This window comes from Streptomyces sp. NPDC058469 (genome assembly GCF_042721125.1).
GTDB lineage: Bacteria > Actinomycetota > Actinomycetes > Streptomycetales > Streptomycetaceae > Streptomyces.
The window spans coordinates 117,936-137,639 of record NZ_JBHXME010000008.1 but is presented as its reverse complement, the minus strand read 5'-3'; the positions used below and the strand labels follow the sequence as shown (position 1 = coordinate 137,639).

The 19,704-nt window shown below is 72.5% G+C and carries 13 protein-coding genes and 1 pseudogene; 9 read left to right on the top strand and 5 right to left on the bottom strand.

All coding sequences use genetic code 11. The features are described 5' to 3' along the window. Positions 1 to 220: pseudogene (locus tag ACFWP5_RS07450) on the top strand (F420-dependent oxidoreductase); the annotation flags it as partial. A gap of 135 nt (positions 221 to 355) precedes the next feature. Further along, positions 356 to 2,509: a germacradienol/geosmin synthase Cyc2 gene (cyc2, locus tag ACFWP5_RS07445; protein WP_384151702.1), complete on the top strand. Its 2,154-nt coding sequence runs from the start codon at positions 356 to 358 to the stop codon at positions 2,507 to 2,509. Positions 2,510 to 2,515: 6 nt separating this feature from the next. On the opposite strand, the gene ACFWP5_RS07440 is transcribed toward cyc2, so the two are convergent. Continuing rightward, complete coding sequence (locus ACFWP5_RS07440; protein WP_384151699.1) at positions 2,516 to 4,048, bottom strand: hypothetical protein; 1,533 nt, start codon at positions 4,046 to 4,048, stop codon at positions 2,516 to 2,518. 180 nt (positions 4,049 to 4,228) lie between these two features. Between ACFWP5_RS07440 and ACFWP5_RS07435 the strand changes: the two genes are divergently transcribed. The 3 genes from ACFWP5_RS07435 to ACFWP5_RS07425 all read left to right on the top strand — a co-directional run bounded on the left by ACFWP5_RS07435 (position 4,229) and on the right by ACFWP5_RS07425 (position 7,131). Continuing rightward, entirely contained in the window at positions 4,229 to 4,807 is a 579-nt protein-coding gene (locus ACFWP5_RS07435) for a PDZ domain-containing protein (protein WP_384151696.1), read from the top strand. 194 nt (positions 4,808 to 5,001) lie between these two features. Further along, a complete protein-coding gene (locus ACFWP5_RS07430) occupies positions 5,002 to 6,129 on the top strand; it encodes a M24 family metallopeptidase (protein WP_384151693.1) in 1,128 nt (375 codons plus the stop codon). 45 nt (positions 6,130 to 6,174) lie between these two features. Beyond that, positions 6,175 to 7,131: a phosphotransferase family protein gene (locus ACFWP5_RS07425; RefSeq protein WP_384151690.1), complete on the top strand. Its 957-nt coding sequence runs from the start codon at positions 6,175 to 6,177 to the stop codon at positions 7,129 to 7,131. An 82-nt stretch (positions 7,132 to 7,213) separates the two neighbouring features. On the opposite strand, the gene treZ is transcribed toward ACFWP5_RS07425, so the two are convergent. Further along, positions 7,214 to 8,959 (bottom strand): malto-oligosyltrehalose trehalohydrolase, encoded by a 1,746-nt coding sequence (gene treZ, locus ACFWP5_RS07420; RefSeq protein WP_384151687.1) that lies wholly within the window; start codon positions 8,957 to 8,959, stop codon positions 7,214 to 7,216. 173 nt (positions 8,960 to 9,132) lie between these two features. Here treZ and ACFWP5_RS07415 point away from each other — a divergent pair, with 173 nt between their 5' ends. The 3 genes from ACFWP5_RS07415 (at position 9,133) to ACFWP5_RS07405 (ending at position 12,022) form a co-directional block, all read left to right on the top strand. Then, positions 9,133 to 9,684 (top strand): FHA domain-containing protein, encoded by a 552-nt coding sequence (locus ACFWP5_RS07415; RefSeq protein ID WP_384151685.1) that lies wholly within the window; start codon positions 9,133 to 9,135, stop codon positions 9,682 to 9,684. A 215-nt stretch (positions 9,685 to 9,899) separates the two neighbouring features. Continuing rightward, complete coding sequence (locus ACFWP5_RS07410) at positions 9,900 to 11,510, top strand: M14 family zinc carboxypeptidase (RefSeq protein ID WP_384151681.1); 1,611 nt, start codon at positions 9,900 to 9,902, stop codon at positions 11,508 to 11,510. Beyond that, positions 11,507 to 12,022, top strand: a complete 516-nt coding sequence (locus ACFWP5_RS07405; RefSeq protein WP_384151678.1) for an SSI family serine proteinase inhibitor — start codon at positions 11,507 to 11,509, stop codon at positions 12,020 to 12,022. The genes ACFWP5_RS07410 and ACFWP5_RS07405 overlap by 4 nt, the downstream gene beginning before the upstream one ends. Before the next feature lie 22 nt (positions 12,023 to 12,044). Here ACFWP5_RS07405 and ACFWP5_RS07400 read toward each other — a convergent pair whose 3' ends face one another. Next, entirely contained in the window at positions 12,045 to 13,337 is a 1,293-nt protein-coding gene (locus tag ACFWP5_RS07400) for a M14 family zinc carboxypeptidase (RefSeq protein WP_384151675.1), read from the bottom strand. Positions 13,338 to 13,848: 511 nt separating this feature from the next. Between ACFWP5_RS07400 and ACFWP5_RS07395 the strand changes: the two genes are divergently transcribed. Further along, positions 13,849 to 14,970, top strand: a complete 1,122-nt coding sequence (locus ACFWP5_RS07395; protein WP_384151672.1) for a cytochrome P450 — start codon at positions 13,849 to 13,851, stop codon at positions 14,968 to 14,970. Here ACFWP5_RS07395 and treY read toward each other — a convergent pair. Then, positions 14,967 to 17,324 carry a malto-oligosyltrehalose synthase gene (treY, locus tag ACFWP5_RS07390; RefSeq protein WP_384151669.1) on the bottom strand — a complete coding sequence of 786 codons (2,358 nt, stop codon included), beginning with the start codon at positions 17,322 to 17,324 and terminating at the stop codon, positions 14,967 to 14,969. The genes ACFWP5_RS07395 and treY overlap by 4 nt on opposite strands. Before the next feature lie 109 nt (positions 17,325 to 17,433). After that, a complete protein-coding gene (glgX, locus tag ACFWP5_RS07385) occupies positions 17,434 to 19,551 on the bottom strand; it encodes a glycogen debranching protein GlgX (protein ID WP_384151666.1) in 2,118 nt (705 codons plus the stop codon). Between the last annotated feature and the right edge of the window lie 153 nt (positions 19,552 to 19,704).

Sequence of the window (19,704 nt, the reverse complement as noted above, 5' to 3'; positions counted from 1 at the left end):
GGGTCTGTTCCTCGTGCCGCCCGGGTTCACCCCCGCGGTGAAGGTGCCGGGCCGGCCGCTGGGCGGGGTGGACGCGACGGCCGAGAGCGTGCGGGACGAGCTGGGCTGGCTGTCCGACGCCGGTCTCGTCTCCGCCTCCCTGTGGCTGCCGGTGGCCACGGAGGCGTTGCCGGACGCGCTCGCGTGGGTCGCCGGGGAACTCGTTTCGCGTCTTCCCTAGACAGCAGAGGAAGTGCGGGGGACCGAACGTCACAAGTTGCGGGGAAAACTCATGGATTCACCGCTGATTCACGCGATGGTGTGATCATGTCCCCTGCCCGGGATGGCCGTTGGGAGCCGCGGGTAGGGCCCGGCCATGACCCAGCCGTTCGAACTCCCGCACTTCTACATGCCGTATCCCGCGCGCCTCAACCCGCATCTGGACGAGGCCCGCGCCCACTCCTCCACGTGGGCACGCGAGATGGGCATGCTGGAGGGCTCCGGGATCTGGGAGCAGGCCGACCTCGACGCGCACGACTACGGTCTGCTCTGCGCCTACACCCACCCCGACTGCGACGGGCCCGACCTGTCGCTGATCACCGACTGGTACGTCTGGGTGTTCTTCTTCGACGACCACTTCCTGGAGACCTTCAAGCGCAGCCAGGACCGCGTCGGCGGCAAGGCCTACCTGGACCGGCTGCCGCTGTTCATGCCGCTCGACCTGGCGACCCCCCTGCCGGAGCCGGAGAACCCGGTCGAGGCGGGGCTCGCCGACCTGTGGGCGCGCACGGTGCCGTCGATGTCCGTCGACTGGCGCCGCCGCTTCGCCGTCGCCACCGAGCATCTGCTCAACGAGTCCCTGTGGGAGCTGTCCAACATCAACGAGGGGCGGGTCGCCAACCCCGTCGAGTACATCGAGATGCGCCGCAAGGTGGGCGGCGCGCCCTGGTCGGCGGGTCTGGTGGAGTACGCGACCGCCGAAGTGCCCGCGTCCGTGGCCGAGGAGAGGCCGCTGCGGGTGCTGATGGAGACCTTCTCCGACGGCGTCCACCTGCGCAACGACCTGTTCTCCTACCAGCGGGAGGTCGAGGACGAGGGTGAGTTGAGCAACGGCGTGCTCGTCCTGGAGACCTTCTTCGGCTGCACCACCCAGGAGGCCGCCGACACCGTCAACGACGTCCTCACCTCCCGGCTCCACCAGTTCGAGCACACCGCGTTCACCGAAGTGCCGGCCGTGGCCCTGGAGAAAGGTCTCACCCCGGACGAGGTCGCGGCCGTCGCCGCCTACGCCCAGGGCCTCCAGGACTGGCAGTCGGGCGGCCACGAATGGCACCTGCGCTCCAGCCGCTACATGAACGAAGGCGCCCTCGACAACTCGCCGTTGAACGGACCGACAGGCATCGGCACCTCCGCCGCCGACATCGGCGCCCTGCTCGCCGCGGCCGGCGCCGAGCGGCTGCGCGCCTACACGCACGTGCCCTTCCAGAAGGTCGGCCCCTCTCAACTCCCCGACTTCTACATGCCGTTCCAGGTCGAACTGAGCCCGCACCTGGACGGCGCCCGGCACCGCCTCGTCGACTGGGCGCACGCCATGGGCATCCTGGAGGAGGGCGTCTGGGACGAGGGGAAACTCGCCGCCGCCGACCTCCCGCTCTGCTCCGCGGGCATCGACCCGGACGCCACCGAAGCGGCCCTGGACCTCAGCTCGCGCTGGCTCGCCTGGGGGACCTACGGCGACGACTACTACCCCCTCGTCTACGGCATCCGCGGCGACCTCGCCGCCGCCCGCGTCACCACGGCCCGTCTGTCGGACTGCATGCCCGTCGAGGGGGCCACGGCCCTCGTGCCGGTCAACGGCATGGAACGCGGACTCGTCGACCTGTGGGCCCTCACCACCGCCGAGATGCCCCTGGACGACCGGCGCACCCTGAAGGACGCGATCAACAAGATGACCGAGAGCTGGGTCTGGGAGCTCGCCAACCAGATCCAGCACCGCATCCCCGACCCGATCGACTACCTGGAGATGCGCCGCGCCACCTTCGGCTCCGACCTCACCCTCAGCATGTGCCGCATGGGCCACGGCCCGAAGGTCCCGCCCGAGGTCTACCGCAGCGGCCCCGTCCGCTCCCTGGAGAACGCGGCCATCGACTACGCCTGCCTCCTCAACGACGTCTTCTCCTACCAGAAGGAGATCGAGTACGAGGGTGAGGTCCACAACGCCATCCTTGTCGTCCAGAACTTCTTCGGCATCGACTACCCGACCGCACTCGGCGTCGTCCACGACCTGATGACCCAGCGCATGCGCCAGTTCGAACACGTCGCCGAACAGGAACTGCCCATCGTCTACGACGACTTCGAGCTCTCGGACGAGGCGCGCGAGATCATGCGGGGCTATGTGACCGACCTCCAGCACTGGATGGCGGGCATCCTGAACTGGCACCGCGAGGTCGACCGCTACAAGTCCGCCTACCTGGCGAGGCGTTCGCACGGCTTCGTCCCGGACCGGGTCCCGGCGCTGCCGTTCAGCTGAGATCTCTCACCGGAGGTCCCCGGCATCCCGGACCCGCTCGGACACGTCCTCGGCGAGCTCTCGTACGGCCGTCGCGGCGGCCCCCGAGAGCGCGCCGCGTATCTCGTCGGCGGCGACCAGGCCCGCGCTGGCCTCCTCAGGGAGATCCGCGTCGGCCAGGTCGCGCGCCAGAGCGTAGTGCTCCTCGGCGACGAACCGGCCGAGGTTCACGCCCTGCCAGTGCCGCAGGGAGTCGTCGCCGGGGGCGGACAGGATCGACCGCAGCGCCGCCAACGTCGCGCCCGCCTGCGCGAGTTGACCTGTCTCGCGCTCCAGGCGGGCCTGTGTCAGCCGCGCCGAGATGCGGTCCCACGCCGTGTCCTGGAGGGCGGCGTAGAGGCGCTGGGCGCGCAGCGCCTGGGGGAGATCGCCCAGCTGCTCGAACTCGCGGGCCAGCGTCCGCAGGGGAGACGGGTCCAGTGCCCTCGGTGCGCCCGGCCGGCGCAGCAGGCCCTGGTCCCTCTCGATCTCGTCCAGTCGGCGGATCAGGGCCGTCCGGGCCACCTCGGTGAGCCCCTGGTCGGCCGCCAACTCGGTCCAGGTGAACAGGGGTTCGTCGGAAGGGTCCGTACCGAAGAGCGACTCGTCCAGCCCCCGGGCCCACTCCCGCAACACCGTCCCGTCCGCGCCGGGCCCCGGCATCTCGCTCAGCCCGCACGCGGTGTCGAAGTCCGTCTCCCGCACCTCGTGCAGCAGCGGCAGATCCTCGGTGTGCCCGCGCAGCCCCACCAGCACGGCGGCGAGCCGCAGTTCGTCCGTCATCGACGACGCGGCCTCGTGCCGCAACAGATACCGCAGCAGCTCCAGATCGCCGTCCGCGCGGTCGAACTGCGCGGCCCGCAGCACGAGTCGGCGTCGTACGGGGTCCTCATCCGCCGCGTCCCACACCGTACGGTCACCAGCCCGCAGGGCCGCGAGATCCGCCCGCCCTTGGGCGAGCACCGGCTCCCACAGCGGGGGACGGGGATGCCGGTCCAGGAGGTCGTAGGCGCAGCCCTCCTCGGCGTTCAGGAGCAGGAAGTCGGGCTCGGTGCGCAGCAGGGCGGTGTGCAGCATGCCGATCAGCTCGACCGGGGAACGCTCGGACAGGCCCAGGGCGGCGCGAAGTTCGGGCCTCGCCTCGTCGATTCCGTAGTCCTCGCGGAACTCCTCCTCCGTCTCCGCGACCCGGGCCAGGATCTTCTCCGGGCCGTCGCTCGGGGACAGGTCCAGATGGTCGCGCCAGCCCGGCAGACCGATCACGATCTCCAACGCCTCGTCGACACTGGAGCCGATGATCCCGGCCGAGCCCTCGGAGTCGGCGTACAGCACGGAACCGTCCGCACACACGAAGTACGTACCGCCCGTGTCGTCCCCCGCGACGGGACGCAGCGGACCGCCCGAGCCCAGCCGGACCGGCTCGACGTGGTCGGCCCGATCCAGGTCGAAGTCGAAGGGGAACGCGGCCAGTTCGGCCAGGTGGGCGTTCTGCCGGAGCAGCCGCAGGGCGTGATCGGTCATGTCACAGAACGTAACAGCCGCCACTGACAACGGGGCCGGCCCACCGCGCACACCCGGCAGCTGCGGGCCCTCGCCGCCGTGACGCCTGCCGCTTCCCTCTCCTGACCGTCGGTCAGTCTCACTCGTTCGTGGCACGTCGGACGCCGGTGCGCCGGGTAGAGCATCTGCCGGAGGCGATCCATGGAACAGACTGCGTTGCGTCCCAAGCCGATGCCCGGTCAGGAACCCGGCGGCGGTACCAAGCCCAGTGCCGGCCGACGCCCGCACGCCGCGCGGCGCCGCGGCCGACGGCTCGTGACCCTGCTCTTCGGCCTGTTCGTCGGGACCGTCCTGGTGCTCTCGGGGGTCGGACTCGGCACGGCCGGCGCCACGGTGATCGGCATGAGCAAACTCGCCGAGATGCAGCGCCAGGCGGCCCGGCAGCCGGCGCCGACGGCCGCCCCGTCCGGCCGGCCCGCGTCCTCCGCGAGCCCGTCGTCGTCGCCCACGTCCGCCGCCGCGACGCTCGGCGTGGAGGCCGTGGACGCCGAGAAGGCGGGCGCCCTGATCGTCGGTGTCCACATCCCCGGCCCCGGCTACACGGCGGGCCTGATCCGCGGCGACGTCCTGCTCACCTTCGATGGCACCCGTGTCGACTCGGCGGCCGACCTCGCGCGCGCGGTCGCGCGTGCCCACCCCGGGGACGAGGTCACGATCACCGTGCGGCACCGCAGCGGCGGCTTCCAGCAGTTCACCGTGGTGCCCGGGTACGTCGTCTGACACCGCGATGCGCGTCCCCTTGGAGGTGGCCTTCGACGTGACGCGGACCGTCGGTCGGGACAGCCCCGGACGCGCCACCCGGGCCTCCTGCCGCGCGGCCGGGGCCGGAAGTCCCCTCGATCGGCTCGCGTGGCCCCCCGGGTCCGGGCAGGATGCTGACCGTAGCCCCGTTTCGTCCGTCTTCGGAGGCCTGAATGACCGGTAGCACGCCCGCGCCCTTCACCGCCGCCGACTACAGGTCCCGCATGGACCGCGCCGCGCGGGCCGCCGCCGACGCCGGTCTCGCGGGGCTCCTGGTCGCTCCGGGACCGGACATGGTGTGGCTCACCGGCTACGCGCCCACCGCGATCACCGAACGGCTCACCGTCCTCGTCCTGGCCCCCGGACGCTCCCCGGTCCTCGTCGTGCCCACCCTGGAGGCCCCCGACGCGGCCAAGGCGGCCGGCGCCGACGCCCTCACCCTGCGCGACTGGACCGACGGCAAGGACCCCTACGCCGCCACCGCCGCCCTCCTCGACGCGACGGGCCGCTTCGGCATCAGCGACAACGCCTGGTCCATGCACCTGCTGGGCCTGCAGAAGACGCTGCCCGACACCACCTACGCCTCCCTCACCGACGCACTGCCGATGCTCCGCGCGGTGAAGGACGCGGCGGAACTGGACCTCATGGCGGCCGCCGCAGCGGCCGCCGACGCCACGTACGAGGAGATCCGGAAGGTTCCCTTCGCAGGCCGCCGCGAGTCCGACGTCGGCGCCGATCTCGCCGATCTGCTACGGCAGTTCGGCCACTCCCAGGTCGACTTCACGATCGTCGCCTCGGGCCCCAACGGAGCCGACCCGCACCACGAGGTCGGCGACCGTGTCATCCAGCAGGGCGACATGATCGTCCTCGACTTCGGCGGCCTCAAGGACGGCTACGGCTCCGACACCTCGCGCACGGTCCACGTCGGTGAACCCGGCGACGAGGAACAGCGCGTCCACGACCTCGTCCGGGAGGCCCAGGAGGCCGGTTTCCGCGCGGTGCGCCCCGGAGTCGCCTGCCAGGAGGTCGACCGCGCCGCCCGCGCGGTCATCGACGACGCCGGATACGGCCCCTACTTCATCCACCGCACCGGCCACGGCATCGGCGTCACCACGCACGAGCCGCCGTACATGATCGAGGGCGAGGAACTGCCCCTCGTGCCCGGGATGTGCTTCTCCGTGGAGCCCGGCATCTATCTGCCCGGCCGCTTCGGGGTACGCATCGAGGACATCGTCACGGTGACCGAGCACGGCGGCCGCCGGCTCAACAACACCGCCCGCGAGATGGCCCTGGTGGACTGACGACGACCAGGAGCCCCCGACACCCCGAACGGCGACGGCGCGACCATGACCCAGGCACCGACACCCACCGCGGACACCGTCCGCCAGCTGGTCCGTTCCCTGCTCAAGGACGGTACGGCCGACGGTGCCGGACCCGAGATCCGGCCCGTCGCCGAAAGCGGCGAGCACGCCACCTGGTGGGTCGGCTCCCGCCATGTCCTGCGCCTCGCCCCGAACCGTGCGGCTACCCTGCGCCAGCGCCGCGAACTGCGCCTGCGCGACCTCGTACGGCCGTATCTCCCCGTCGCGGTTCCGACGAGCGTGGCGCACGGCGAGTGGGCGCCCGGGCTCACCTACACGCTGGACACCAAGGTGCCCGGCCGTACCGGCGAGGACCAGGACGTCTCCGCCGTCGGAGAGGCCGACCTGGCCGGTCTGCTCACCGGGCTGCGCGAGGTGCCCGTCCGACAGGCCGAGTCGCTCGGGATCCCGCGCGCCGCACCGCGCTCCCTGGAGGCGCTGCGCCGCGCCGCCGAGCAGGCCGCCGAACGCCTCGCCGCCGCCGACGAGTTCGACGCCGCACGCCTCCACCAGCTCACCCAGCCCGGCGCGATCCAGCTCGCCGCCCAGCCCGGCACCGCCGTCCTCGTCCATCACGACCTCAAGGGCGAACACCTCGTGGTGAGCACCGACGGCCGGGTCCGCGGCGTCCTGGACTGGACCGACGCGGCCCTCGGGGACCCCGCCGAGGACATCGCGGGACTCGCCCTGGCCGTCGGTTCCCCCGCCGCCGTACGCGCCGCGACCCTCGCCGGCTACGGCGCCCGCCCCTGTCTGCGCGGCCTCTGGCTCGCCCGCTGCGACACCGTCGTCCGCCTTGCCGACTGCCTCAAGGGCCGCGACACCGGGCCCCTCCCACTCCTCAGGACCCAACTGCGCCGCACCTGGGAGGCGATCCTGCTGGAACGGGTGACGGAGCTGCGGGACGGGGACGGGGGAGGAAGCGAGGGCGGGGAGCTGTAGCGCGTAAACGCTTGCGCAAACGTTGGCGTAAACGCTTGCGCGAGCGTTTGCGTCGGCCGTCCGTAAACGCTTGCGCAAGCGCTTACGCCTGCACCAGCACCACGCACGACTCCCCGGGCAGCCGGAGCAACCCGTCCGCCCCCGGCGCCTCCACGGGCTCCCACGCGGCGAGGATCTGTGCCGGACGGGTGCCCAGGGGGATCGCGGCCGGTTCCTTGCCGAGGTTCACGGCGACGCGTACGTCTCCGCGGCGGAGGGCGAGCCAGCGCGCGTCCTCTTCGTAGGCCACCTTCGTGTCCGTGAGGTCCGGGTCCGTGAGGTCGGGCTGCTCGTGCCGGAGGGCGATGAGCCGGCGGTACCAGGCCAGCACGCGCGCGTGGGGCTCGTTCCGCGGCTCCGACCAGTCGAGGCAGGAGCGGTCGCGGGTCGCCGGGTCCTGCGGATCGGGTACGTCCTCCTCGGCCCAGCCGTGCGACGTGAACTCCCGCCGCCTGCCCCGCCGTACGGCCTCCGCGAGGTCCGGGTCGGTGTGGTCGGTGAAGAACTGCCAGGGGGTGCCCGCCGCCCATTCCTCGCCCATGAACAGCATCGGCGTGAAGGGCCCGGTCAGGGTCAGCGCGGCGGCGCAGGCCAGCAGGCCGGGGGAGAGGGAGGCCGAAAGGCGGTCCCCCTGGGCGCGGTTGCCGACCTGGTCGTGGGTCTGGCTGTAGCCGAGCAGCCGGTGCGCGGCCACGCGCGTGCGGTCCAGCCGGCGGCCGTGGTGCCGGTCCCGGAAGCTCGAATAGGTGCCGTCGTGGAAGTAGCCGCCGGTCAGCGTCTTGGCGATCGCCGTGAGCGGGGCCCGCGCGAAGTCCGCGTAGTAACCCTGCGATTCACCGGTCACCGCGGTGTGCAGGGCGTGGTGGAAGTCGTCGTTCCACTGCGCGTGCAGACCCAGACCGCCCTCCGCGCGGGAGGTGACCACACGCGGGTCGTTCAGGTCGGACTCGGCGACCAGGAACAGTGGCCGACCCGTCTCGGCGGCCAACGTGTCGACGGCGGCCGACAGTTCCTCCAGGAAGTGGCACGCGCGCGTGTCCTGCAGCGCGTGCACCGCGTCCAGCCGCAGCCCGTCGATCCGGTACTCGCGCAGCCACGCCAGCGCGCTGCCCAGCAGGAACGCGCGCACCTCGTCCGAGCCGGGCGCGTCCAGGTTCACGGCGCTGCCCCAGGGGGTCTGGTGCGTGTCCGTGAAGTAGGGGCCGAACGCGGGCAGGTAATTGCCGGACGGGCCAAGGTGGTTGTGCACCACGTCGAGCACGACCCCCAGGCCCAGTTCGTGGGCCCGGTCGACGAACCGCTTGAGTCCCTCGGGACCGCCGTAGGGCTCGTGCACGGCCCACAGCGAGACGCCCTCGTAGCCCCAGCCGTGCCGGCCGGGGAACGGGCACAGGGGCATCAACTCGACGTGCGTGACGCCCAGTTCGACGAGGTGGTCGAGCCGGCCGGCCGCCGCGTCCAGGGTGCCCTCGGGGGTGTACGTGCCGACGTGCAGCTCGTAGAGCACCGCTCCGGGCAGCGGGCGTCCGGACCACGCGGCACGCCACGCGTACCGCTCGTGGTCGACGACCGCGCTCAGCCCGTCCGGGCCGTCCGGCTGGCGGCGCGAGCGCGGGTCGGGCAGCGGTGGGCCGTCGTCCACCGCGAACCCGTACCGCGTGCCGTCGTCCGCCTCCGCCTCGCCGCTCCACCACCCCACACGCTCGGGATCGCGCTCCAACGCGCGCGTGGCGCCCTCGCGATGGAGCGTCACACGGTCTGCCTCTGGTGCCCACACCTCGAACTGCACGGACGGTTCCCCTTCGTCTGCTCACCGGGATGTAGCCCGTCCATCGTGCTTCAAACGAGATCAATCCGCTTTTGAATCCACCCCTTTGGCGCAGGTGTCGTCATCTCCACGCGCGTGCGGGCCGTTTCCGCGTCTTCTGGACACCCGGGGTTCACTGCCCGACAATCACGAACGTGACGTCGTCCTTCGAGTTCCACACGTACCCCGCGCGGCTGTCCGACGCGGAGCGCGACAAGGCGCTCAAGGTTCTCCATGACGGCGTCGCCATGGGGCGGTTGTCCCACGACACGTTCATCCGGCGTATGGAACTGGCGCTCGCCGCCCGCCGGTCCGAGGAACTCGTGCCGCTCACCGCCGACCTGCCCACCGAGAGCCGCCTCTCCCGGCTGCTGTTCGGCAGCGTGGAGGCCGTCTCGGGCTTCACCGTACGGTTGCGCAGGGCCTGGCAGGCCGAGCGGCTCCCCAAGCTGCTGCTGCCCCACCCGGGCAACGGACATCCGCTGCGCATCGGCCGCGATCCTGCCAACGGGCTGCGCCTGACCCACGAGACGGTGTCCCGGGTGCACGCCGAACTCAGCCGCCAGGGCGGCATGTGGGTCCTGCGCGACCTCGGTTCGACCAACGGCACGACGGTCAACGGCCGACGGGTGATCGGAGCGGCCGTCGTCCGCGAGGGCGATCAGATCGGCTTCGGACGGATGGCGTTCCGGCTCGCCGTCACCTGAGCCCGACCGCAGCCCGAACACAGCCTCACCTCACCTCTGGCCTGGGCATTACCCGATGTGGCGACCATGGATGTGCGCCAAATCCCTTTCCGTACGGCGGTGTTGACGTACCCCTCGCGCCGTGACTGACTGTGCGTACACCATGCACATCAGGTGAACCGACGGCACCACTTTTGTGGAGGTGTGCCCTGCCGCCACTCCTCCGCTACCCGTCCGTGGACGAGTTGGGCGCCCAGGCCGCCGCGCTCGTCGCCCGCCGCCCCCAGGACGCCCGGCTGCGCCGCGTCGGGACCTCCCGCGCCGGTACGCCCCTGTGGCTGCTCTCCGTGGGCCACGGCAGCCGCCAGGCCCTCGTGGTCGCCGGACCGCACGCCAACGAGCCCGTCGGCGGTGCGACGGTGCTGCGGCTGGCCGAACGAGTCCTCGCCGACCCCCGGTTGAGCGAGGGCGCCGACGCCACCTGGAACCTGCTGCTGTGCCTCGACCCCGACGGCTCGCGCCGCAACGAGGGCTGGCTGTCCGGCCCGTACAGCCTCGGCCGGTACTTCCGGAACTTCTTCCGGCCCGGCTTCCTGGAACAGCCCGAGTGGCTGCCGGACGGCGCGGCCGGGGCCCGACTCCCGGAGACGCGCGCCCTGTTGGAGGTCCAGGACGAACTGAGGCCGTTCCTCCAGTGCTCCCTGCACGGCGTCGACGTGGGCGGCGGCTTCGTGGAACTGACCCGCGACCTCCCGGGCCTCGCCCGACGCGTCGCCCACACCGCGGCCCGCCTCGGCGTCCCGCGCGAACTCGGCCCCTACGACACCCTGTACTGGCCGAGCCTCGGCCCCGCCGTCTACCGCATCCCACCGCCACGCCCGGGCGACCTCGTCGCGGCCATCACCGAGGCCGCCGTCGAGTCGACCTGGTACCACCCGCACCGGCACGGCACGGTCACCGCGGTCGTGGAGGCCCCGATGTGGGGCGTGGCCGGCGTCGATAACGGCGCACCGCCCGCCGACCGGGACGCGTTACTCCGCACCGTGAGCCACACCCTGCGCCACGACACCCGCATCCTGGAACAACTCCTCGCCCGTATACGGCCGTTCGTGCAGGGCGGCGTCGAGGCGGGGGCGGGCGCCGGGCTGCGGGACGCCTGGCCACGGCCCGCCGCCGACCCGGGCGCGGTCTTCACACGGGACACCAGCGACAGCCGTCCCCGGCCGGTCCCCGCCTCGGCCGACGCGCCCGCGCGGGACGCCGACGACATCCGTCTCCGGTCTGACGCAGACCTGGCCGTCAGGCCCGCGCAGGACACCGCCGACACCCGCCTCCGCGCCGACGCCGCCCGAACCGCACCGCCGCCGACAGCCACGCCCGGCGCGCGGCCCCGGACCCTCGTCGTGCCCGACGCGGCGCGGCTGCTCGCACCGGTCGACGACTATTTACTGGTGTGTCCCGGGCTCGCCGACGCGTGGGATCCCGATGTCGACACCGGCGCCGCCCGCCCGCTGCCGCCGCTCAACACCGCCCACCTGGCCGCCCTGCGCATCGCGGGGCGGCGGCTGGCGCTGCGGACGGCCGGGCTGCTGTACCAGCTCGTGATCGCCTCCGGGCGTGATCCGGCCGGTGTACTGCCGGAGTTGGACCGGCTGATCGACGAGTGGTGCGCCGACTACCGCGACGGCTGCGGAGCGCGCTGGATCTCGGTCGCGCGCCAGGTCGAGTACCAGTCGCGCGTGGTACTCAGCGCGTTCGAACTGGCCCGGCGGCACGCGCCCGTGCGCTCCCGTTCGGGTGAGCCGGGCTGGGGTACGGAGACCGCGGTGCCGATGCACCGGGAATGACGCACACCACCTTCAAGCCGTACACCCCGAAGACCCGCATCTCGACAACCCGCCCCCTGAAGACGCGCATCTCGAAAACCCACACCCCGAAGACGCGCATCGTGAAAGCGGCCGCGCTTCAGGGCGCCCTCTTCGCGGCGCTCGTGCTCCTCGCCGCCGGACAGGCACCGGCCCAGGCGGCCGCACCCCGCCACGGTGTCCAGGGCGACTGGCTCTACCTCACCGTCACCCGGGGCGACAGCCGGTCCAGTGACACGCGCGGGACGCTGCTGCTGTGCGACCCGCCCCAGGGACACGCCCACGCGGCCGAGGCCTGTGCCGAACTGGGCGCGGTGGACGGTGACATCGACGCCGTCCCGGCGAAGAGCGTCTTCTGCCCGATGATCTACGCCCCGGTGACCGCCCACGCGCGCGGGGAGTGGAAGGGGCGTCAGGTGGAGTACTCGAAGACGTTCTCGAACGTGTGCGTCATGGCGGCGCGCACGGGAGAGGTCTTCGCGCTGGACACCTGAGGCGCAGCCCGAGCGGACGTCATCAGGCGGAGCGTCGGGCACGCGCGCGGGGGACGTCTCCGACTCCGCCCGCCTGCTCGCGCGCGTGCAGCGCCGCCGCCACGACCGTGCGGGACTGGTGCTCGACCTGGTGCTCCAAGGGCACCCAGCGGGCCCGGAAGCGTTCCGCGAAGGCGTCGCTCCAGGACGCCACGAGGTGTTCGAGCTGGGGCGCCGCACGGTCGTCGGTCTCCCGCAGGGCGCGCAGCAGCATCGCCGCGGCCCGCAACGGCAGCCGGCGCCCGAACGCGTCCACGCTGCCGACGTACGCCATGGTCGTGTCGGCGGGCGGCATCTGCATCCAGTCCGCGGCCAGGCCGGGCACCAGCTCAAGCGCCCACTTCGCGGCCCGCAGCAGCGGCCCGTCGATCCCCTGGAGGCGCGGCAGTGCCTCGGCGAGCACCCGATCCACCTCCCGCGTGTCCCGCAGCAGCCGGCGCGCCAGCCGCCGTATCGCCGCCGCCGGGGCGGGATGCGGTGCCGGGTCGTCCACCAGGTCGCTGGCCCACATCGGCACCTCCACGACCGCGGTCAGACCCCCGTAGCGATGCGCGTGGTACCAGGTGCTGTGCCGTGCGTCGTCCGGCATGCTCGGGTACGCCGCGTCCGAACCGGGCGCCGGCATCACATGCACCCCGGGACCCGAAGCGGGCCAGCCCGCCGCGTCCGAGGCACCCGTCTCCACCGGGATGTGCAGCTCGGCCGCCGACTTGGCGAACGGCTCGGCCAGCCCCGGTATGTCCTTCGTCAACTGCACCCAGCTGCCGCCCAGATCGGTCCCGTGCAGCGTCACCTGGAGGTAGGGCCGCACCTCGTCGATCACCCGGATCAGCGCAAGCGTCTCGGGCGGCAACCGGTCCGGCGGCAGCACGGAGGGCGACCACTCCGGCTGCTCGGGCCCGGCCGGACGGTAGAAGCCCAGGTGGTAGTCGAGCAGACTGCGCGGCGCCGGCGTGACATGCAGACTCGCCCCGTCCGGGTCCGCGCAGAGCAGGAAGTGCCAGGACGTGTCCGACCTCAACTCCCCTTCCCCTACGACCCGTTCGGCCAGGGCGAGGAGTGTGGAGCCGCCGGTCGGCTCGTTGGCGTGGGCGCCCGCGACCACCAGGACGGCGCGGTGGGCGTGCCCCACGGACAGCAGATGGAGGGGTCTGCCCGCGCGGGAGACGCCCACCTGCCTCAGGGTGCACAGGGCAGGCCGATGAGCGGCCAACGCCCTTGCGGACGAGACCAGTTCGGTCACACTGGGGTATCGCAACTCCGGCAGGAGACTCACCCCCGACTAGTCAGCCCCGGCTTCGCAACCGCAGTACCCCACGGCCTCTGTGAACTGTCAAGAAGACCATGGGGGAGGCTACCGGGGGCGCCCAGGCGCTTTTACCGGCAGCCGGTAGGGGCGTTGGTGCCAGCAGGGGGCCGGGGTTTTCCAGGGGGTTTCACGGGGCCCGACGGTCACTGCCGGTGACGTCCCCTGCGGGCACACGCGCGTACCCCCGCACCGGGAACACCGACGCCGCGCCGCGTCACCGCACGCCCGCCGTCCGGCCTGCACCCCGGGTCCGTACGCGGGTGCGAGCCGGTGGCCGGGACGGTCCTACGGCGTGCGGCCGGGCCGCGTACGCCGTAGGACCGCGTGACGCCTGCTTCACCCGTACGGCCGTACGGGGGCTGCGCCCCGCGCGGTGCGGTGGTCGGCTGGTGGCAGCCGCGTGTGCGCATGGCGCGGACGACCGGCCGCGCGGCCTCCACGGCGCGGGGCGGAGCGACGACCACGGGAGCGGACGGCGGTGCTGTGTCTCACGGACGTGCTCGTCACGCGGACCGCGGGCACCCCGGCCCGTCCACCGGGGCCACCGAGCCTGCGGACGGCCGTACGGGACCCGTATCCGCTCTACCGCACCCTCCGCACGCACTACCCCCTCGTGTACGACGAGCCCTTCGGCGCCTGGCTCGTCAGCCGCTACGACGACGTCCGCGCCGCGCTCGCCGACCCGCGGCTCGTCCGCGTGCCCGGCGACGGGCCACCGGCCGCACCCGAGGCCGACCGGCTCTTCGACCGGGCGCTGCGGGGGCCCGCGCTGGCCGCCCTGACCGCGGCCGTCGAACGCGGCGCCCATGTCCTCGCCCGTCGGCTGGCGGCCGGTGAAGAGGCCGATCTGGTGGGCGAGTTCTGCGACTGGCTGCCCACCGCGACGGTCGTGGCCGCGCTCGGGCTGCCGTACGAGGAGACCGCGCGTGTGCATCGCTGGTGTCGTACGGGACTCGGCGACTCCGGGGGCGGCCGTCCCGAACTGGGCGCCTTCTTGCGCCCGTTGATGGCCCGGCGGCGCGCTCACCCGGGAGGTGACCTGCTGTCCGTCCTGTGCGCCGCGCGGACCGACGAAGGCCCGTTGCCGGACCGGACCGTCATGGGGCTGGTGGGCACGCTGCTCGGTGCGGCCGGCGAGACCACCGCGCGGGGACTCGCGTCGTTCCTCGCCAACCTCCTTGACCACCCGGGCCAGTTGGAGGTGCTCCGCGCCCGTCCCGAGCTCACGGCCGGCGCCTGGGCGGAGTCCCTGCGCCGCGATCCGCCGCTGCACGTCGTGCTGCGCCGGGCCGTCGAACCCGTCGGCGCGATCCCCGCCGGAGCCACCGTCGCCTGCCTCCTCGGCGCCGCCGGCCGCGACCCGGAACGCTTCACCGACCCGGACCGCTACGACGCGTTCCGCCCCGACCCCGCCCCGCTCACCCACGGCACAGGGCGCCACACCTGCTCCGACGCCCTCCTCGCCCGCCTCACGGCCGAACACGGCCTACGAGCCCTGCTGGCCGCCCTGCCCGGTCTTCACCGCGCGGAGGGCGCCCGGACGGCGGCTGAGGACCTGGTCCGGCGCTCGCCCAAGATCCTCAGGGTCCGCACCCGCTAGCGGCTCTCGCCCACCCGCTCCAACAGCACCACCGGTGACTCCCCGAAAACGTCCTCCACGCGTGCGTGCCCCGTGAACTCCCGCTCCGGAGCCAGCACATCGGCCCATCGCCCCGGCGGCAGCGGCAGCAGCGTGTCGCGCCAGCCGCCCGCCTCCGCGAGCCGCGACGACAGGCGGGTCACCGCCGTGACCACGGCCCCCGAGCGCGCGAACGCCACGCAGTGCGCCGCCGCCGGGCCCTCCGCCGTCAGCGGGGCGTACGTCGCCGCGTCGCCGAAGACCTCGGGGCGTCGGGCGCGCAGCCGCAGCGCGGCGGCCGTCAGCGCGCCCTTGTCGCCGGGGTGCGGGGGCGGGAACGGTACGGGACGCCGGTTGTCGGGGTCGACCAGGGCCAGGTACTCGGCCTCCGTGCCCTGGTAGAGGTCCGGCACGCCCGGCATCGTCAGCTGGACCAGGGCGGCGCCCAGCGTGTTCGCCCGGATGTGCGGCTCCAGTGCCGTGCGCAACGCGGCCACGTGCTCGCCGGGCGCCCCGCACGGGCCCGCCGCGACGAACGCCGCCACCGCCTCCTCGTACGGCGGCTCCTGCTCCGTCCAGCTCGTGTACAGGCCCGCCTCGCGCACATGCTTCAACAGGGCCTCCTGGACGCGCTCCGCGTCCGCCGGGCCGAGCCCGAACACCGTCTGCCAGGCCGCCCACGCCAGCTGCGCGTCCGGCACGCCCTCCCCGGTGCGCGTCACCTCGGCCAGCACGTCGGCCCAGCGCTCCGGCACCTCGGTGAGCACGGCCAGCGCGGCCCGTACGTCGGCACTGCGCTTGGTGTCGTGGGTCGACAGCACGGTGCCCATGGCGGGCCAGTCGCGCTGCACGCGCGCGCAGTACGCGTGGAAGTCCTCCGGGGACACGGCCGGGCTGCCCGGGTTCCCGCCCACCTCGGTCGCCGACAGCAGCGGCACATAGCGGTAGAAGGCCGTGTCCTCGACGGACTTGGCCCGCAGCGCGGACGCGGTCTGCGCGAACCGCGTCCGGAACTCGACCTGCTCGGGCCCGTCCCCGTACCGTCCCAGCAGCAGTTCCCGTACGGCATCGACGGCGCCCGCCTCCTCCGCGACGGCGAACGCCTGCCGGGCCTCGGCCGCCGCCTCCTCGGTGACGACGGCGGCGGTGTCGCCCGAGGTGTACGGCCGGTAGACCTCCAGGCGGACCAGCAGCTCCAGCAGCGCGGTCCGCAGCGCCCAGGGGGCCCGGTCGCGCAGCGCGGCCTCCGGGGACGTGGCGCACAGACGGGCCGCGACCCGGGTCAGCCGGTCCATCTCGGCGACCAGTTCGTGCGTGAGCACCTTGTACGCCGCCCGTCGTACCGTCGCCTCCCAGTGGCCGCCCCGGTCGGTCTGCGGGGCCGCGAACCTCCGGTACTGGCCCAGGAGTTCACCGGCGCCCGCCGGGTCCGTGAACAGTCCGTCGACCTGCCGGAGGGCGTCGTAGCCGGTGGTGCCCGCGACGGGCCAGGACGCCGGCAGGTGCTCCCCGTCCGCGAGGATCTTCTCGACGACCGTCCAGCGGCCCCCGGTCGCCTCGTGCAGCCGCCGGAGGTAGTCGTCGGGGTCGGCGAGGCCGTCGGGGTGGTCGACGCGCAGTCCGTCGACGACGCCCTCGCGCAGCAGTTGCAGCATCTTGGCGTGGGTGGCGTCGAAGACCTCCGGGTCCTCGACGCGCACCCCGATCAGCTCCGAGATGCTGAAGAAACGCCGGTAGTTGAGCTCGGTGCGGGCCAGCCGCCACCACACGGGGCGGTACCACTGCGCGTCCAGGAGCTGCGGCAGCGGCAGCTCCCCGGTGCCCTCACGCAGCGGGAAGACGTGGTCGTAGTAGCGCAGGACGTCACCGTCGACCTCCAGGTGCTCGATCTCCGCGCCGACCGGACCGCCCAGCACCGGCAGCAGCAACTGCCCGCCCTGCGCCTCCCAGTCGATGTCGAACCAGCGCGCGTACGGCGACTTGGGGCCCTCCCTGAGGACCTCCCACAGGGCGTGGTTGTGGCGCGGGGCCATGGCCATGTGGTTCGGGACGATGTCCACCACGAGACCGAGACCGTGCTCCCGCGCGGTGCGCGCGAGGGCCCGCAGGCCGTCCTCGCCGCCGAGTTCGCCCCGTACGCGCGCGTGGTCCACGACGTCGTAGCCGTGCGTCGAACCCGGGACGGACTCCAGGACGGGGGACAGGTGCAGGTGCGAGACGCCGAGCGACGCCAGGTACGGCACGGCCGACGCCGCCGCCGCGAACGGGAACTCGGGCTGCAGCTGCAGCCGGTAGGTGGCCGTGGGCACTGCCGGGTCGGGTCGCTCAGGTGTCATGCAGACCTACGTACCCGCCCGGCCGGCTTTCGTGTCATCGACTCCTGCTTCCGGTCCGCCGATCGGCCGACCGCGCGTCCGGTCGGCCGTCCGTGCTCCGCCCCTCCTCCTAGGTCGGCCGTTGCAGCACCGTCATGCTGCGGTCCACCAGGGTCAGCCGGTCCCCGGCCTTCACCTTCGCGCCCGTGCCCGCCGGCACCCCCTCCGCGCGGCCCGTGTCCACGACCACCTGCCACTGGCGGCCGTGATTGACCGGCACGACGAAGTCCAGCGTCTTTGGAGAGGCGTTGAACATCAGCAGGAACGAGTCGTCGGCGATGCGCTCCCCGCGCGGGCCGGGCTCCGAGATGGCGTTGCCGTTGAGGAACACGGACAGCGCGGACGCCTGCGCGGAGTCCCAGTCCCGCTGGGCCATCTCCTTGCCCTCCGGGGTGAACCAGGCGATGTCCGACAGCTCGTCGTGGGTGCCCTCCACGGGCCGCCCGTGGAAGAAGCGCCGACGCCGGAACACGGGATGCTCCTTGCGCAGCCACACCAACGCGCGCGTGAAGGCAGGCAATCCCGACAACTCGGCATCGCCTTCAGGCCACTTCACCCAGGCCAGCTCGCTGTCCTGGCAGTACGCGTTGTTGTTGCCCCTCTGGGTGCGCGCGAACTCATCCCCGTGGCTGACCATCGGCACACCCTGGGACAGCATCAGTGTGGCGACGAAGTTGCGCATCTGCCGCGCGCGCAGCTCCAGGACGGCCGGGTCGTCGGTGTCGCCCTCGGCCCCGCAGTTCCAGGACCGGTTGTGGCTCTCACCGTCCCTGTTGTCCTCGCCGTTGGCCTGGTTGCGTTTGTCGTTGTACGACACCAGGTCGTTCAGGGTGAACCCGTCGTGGCAGGTCACGAAGTTGATGGAGGCCAGGGGACGGCGGCCGTCGTCCTGGTAGAGGTCGGACGAGCCGGTCAGCCGGGACGCGAACTCCGCGAGCGCGCGCCCCTCGCCCCGCCACAGGTCCCGCACGGTGTCGCGGTACTTGCCGTTCCACTCGGTCCACAGCGGCGGGAAGTTGCCCACCTGGTAGCCGCCCTCGCCGACGTCCCAGGGCTCCGCGATCAGCTTCACCTGGGAGACCACCGGGTCCTGCTGCACCAGGTCGAAGAACGACGACAGCCGGTCCACCTCGTGGAACTGCCGTGCCAGGGTGGCCGCGAGGTCGAAGCGGAAGCCGTCGACATGCATCTCGGTGACCCAGTAGCGCAGCGAGTCCATGATCAGCTGGAGCACGTGCGGGGACCGCATGAGGAGGGAATTGCCCGTCCCCGTGGTGTCCATGTAGTAGCGGGGGTCCTCCGCCAGCCGGTAGTACGAGGGGTTGTCGAGACCCCTGAAGGACAGCGTCGGGCCCAGGTGGTTGCCCTCGGCGGTGTGGTTGTAGACGACGTCCAGGATGACCTCGATATCGGCCTCGTGCAGGGCCCGCACCGCCGACTTGAACTCCAGCACCTGCTGGCCGCGGTCGCCCCAGGAGGCGTACGCGTTGTGCGGGGCGAAGAAACCGATCGTGTTGTAGCCCCAGTAGTTGTTCAGCCCCATGTCGACCAGCCGGTGGTCGTTCACGAACTGATGCACCGGCATCAGCTCCAGGGCGGTCACCCCGAGCTCCACCAGGTGCTCGATGACCGCCGGATGCGCGAGCGCCGCGTACGTGCCGCGCAGCTCCTCCGGCAGCCCCGGGTGTTGCATCGTCAGGCCCTTCACATGGGCCTCGTAGAGCACGGTCTCGTGGTATCCGTGCCGGGGCAGCCGGTCGTCGCCCCAGTCGAAGTACGGGTTGACCACGACTGACGTCATGGTGTGCGGCGCGGAGTCCAGGTCGTTGCGCTTGTCGGGGGCGTCGAAGTGGTAGCCGTACACCTCCTCACCCCAGGCGATCGATCCGCTGACTGCCTTCGCGTACGGGTCGAGGAGCAGCTTCGCGGAGTTGCACCGCTGGCCGCGCTCGGGGGCGTACGGGCCGTGCGCGCGGAAGCCGTAGCGCTGTCCGGGCATGATGCCGGGCACGTACGCGTGCCGCACGAACGCGTCACTCTCCCGCAGTTCCACCGCCGTCTCCGAGCCGTCGTCGTGCAGCAGACACAGCTCTACTCGGTCCGCGGCCTCGGTGAAGACCGCGAAGTTGGTGCCGGCGCCGTCGTACGTGGCACCGAGTGGATACGCCTCTCCAGGCCAGACCTGCATGGTCACGACTCTTTCAGCCGGGCCCCGCTGCCGGGGCGCCTTGGCCATGAGTCTCCCCGAAAGTGAGGGAACCACCTATGACTTACGTCCCTCTTACCAAATGGCCAGTGGATACGACGTATGCCGTATCCCGAATCGAGCGCGACAGACACC